Genomic DNA, 2,313 nt, shown 5'->3' on the forward strand with positions numbered 1-2,313 from the left:
AAATGGTGAGTGTTTATCAACAGCCGACAAGACTCAGGTTGACCTGCGGCACATATAAGGTTCTGCTTACCGCTGCTTCCTCCCGGACCTGACGGGGTTGGCAGATTTATATTGCACAGGGCCCAAGTCCTTAAAGCCGAACTGCGGACAACCAGCCTCCCATTTGAACTCCTCGGAAAGGAATTCAGTCCTGCTATAGCGGATTGCAGGTTACAGGACACCGCTAGCTCCCCACTTAGCACAGCCAGCCACCAGATTTTAAAAGAGCTTTATTTAAATATATCTCTTTTTTGACAAAAAGTGAAGGGATTTTTGAAAAGGTGTTGGGAATTCCACACAGCCAAACCTTCGCTACAAAATTGTTATCGCTGGCTAATGGGATAAGACAGCTATCTTTAAAGTTGTAATTTATTCACATATACTGGGAGTATGAAGCCTTTTTTATTGATATACTTTTTATTTTCTTCAGCATTAACAAAATTGATTAGATAAATAATTGCCGACCTCACCAATTGTAGAAGATGGACTGTTTCGGTAAACATTGTTTGGTAACTAATGCTATCTTTATCTCTTTTTTTAGCCCTGCCAGTAAATGTAGAGTCATAAATTACAAGTTTGCGATGGGTTAAATTGTTTCTAATGTCTCGTATTTTTCCATAATGCTTCGATTTAAAATCCAGATAAATGTCATAGAGAGCATATAAACTGCGATTCTTTAAATTTAATAATTCATATCTTAATTTATTATCTTTTTGCCAAAATTCTTTAGATGTGAAATATATTTTCTTTTCAGAAATACTAAGTTTTAGATAATCATTTACAAAGAAGGCAATTTTATCAAGAATATTGTATGCTTCTTTAAAAGATGATTTTAATAATCCCAAATATAAATTAAACTCGGAATAGTCTAAAGTATTAACAAAAATTGTCCTTTGGCTGATATTACTTAAATATCTGCTCTTATATTGAGACTGAACTAAAAGAAATCTTGCTACTGCAAAATCTTCTTTTATCTGATTTATATGCTTTGCTAATTCAAAAAATCTATCATGATCTTCTGTACTGGTAATCAAGCTTATAAAAATAGGGTCAGTTGTTGCAGTTTCGCATAGCTCTTCATGAATATGAAAATTTAAAAACAGTCTCTCTTTTGTACAAAAATCGATATAAAACCGTTCAAAATTTGAAAGTTTGGATAAATCATATTTAGAGTGGGTTAATTTTTTTTCAAGAACTTTCTTATCCTTAAAACGAGATTCTATTCTATTCAATTCATTTTCAAAGGATTGTTTAGCTACTACTCCCCCAATTTCTATTATATCTCGATTGTTTATGACAGATTTAATGGTTTGGTAAGCTATAACATAAATAGGAATTCTGTATTCACCGGAAATATCGGCAAAAAAGCGCATCGCTTGTGATCTATTTGCAATTGCCATGGAAAAATTTGGATCAATCTTTAATGATTTATCATAAGCATCTATAGATTCTACGCTCCTACCGAGCAAATCTAAACAATTTCCATAGTTTGTCCAAAGTTGTTTTTGTAAATGTTGGTCAAGCTCGTTAGAAAATTTAATAGATTTCCTAAAGTAATTTTTTGCTTTTTGAATTTCATTGCTTTGTGGTAGCCTTTCAACACCTTTTCCATATTCAGTAAGTTTAAAAATAGAAATATAGCCATTAGCTAAATTGTAATGAATCTGTGCTTTTATTTTTTCAGAAATACCAGTTTGTAATAGTTTTTTTCCTATATCAATTCCTTCTTTTACCATTTTCACATCTTTTAAGCCAAAACCAATATCAATAAGCCATCCATATTTATTAATTTCTATAATTCTCTTGTATAGCGTTTGTTTTTCTAATAAGTTAAGGACACTTAATGCTTCGTTATACTCCCCAATGCCGATAAATTTGCGAATTTTTTTGCATTTTTTGATGAATTCTTCTTTTTGAGAATTGCTTATACTTTTCATGATTTGCTTCCCAGGAATTTATTATATGTTAGTTGGTTAAGAAACTGTATTCAAAAGCATTTTACAATTGGCGGAGAGGGTGGGATTCGAACCCACGGTACGGTTCCCCGCACACACGCTTTCCAAGCGTGCTCCTTCGGCCTCTCGGACACCTCTCCGCCTGGGGAGCAAGTTTTATTTTAATATGTTATGGCGGAGGGGGTGGGATTCGAACCCACGTGCCCCGTTATCAGCGGGACAAGCCGATTTCGAGTCGGCCCCGTTACGACCACTTCGGTACCCCTCCGCCGGCAGGGTTCCTTTTAAGCCTTAGAGGGATGTCTCTCCCCTTTTGCCC

At 34.8% G+C, this 2,313-nt stretch carries 1 protein-coding gene, 2 tRNA genes and 1 other RNA gene; all 4 read right to left on the minus strand.

Annotation, left to right across the window (positions count from 1 at the left end; all coding sequences use genetic code 11):
• Positions 1–244: signal recognition particle sRNA large type (gene ffs, locus KJA15_04410), an RNA gene on the minus strand; the annotation flags it as partial.
• A 151-nt stretch (positions 245–395) separates the two neighbouring features.
• Positions 396–1,976: a hypothetical protein gene (locus tag KJA15_04415; GenBank protein ID MBZ9572548.1), complete on the minus strand. Its 1,581-nt coding sequence runs from the start codon at positions 1,974–1,976 to the stop codon at positions 396–398.
• Positions 1,977–2,044: 68 nt separating this feature from the next.
• Positions 2,045–2,134, minus strand: a tRNA-Ser gene (locus tag KJA15_04420).
• A gap of 32 nt (positions 2,135–2,166) precedes the next feature.
• Positions 2,167–2,262, minus strand: a tRNA-Ser gene (locus KJA15_04425).
• Positions 2,263–2,313: the final 51 nt, after the last annotated feature.

Source organism: Patescibacteria group bacterium (assembly GCA_020148145.1).
GTDB lineage: Bacteria > Patescibacteriota > Minisyncoccia > Minisyncoccales > JAHCRE01 > JAHCRE01.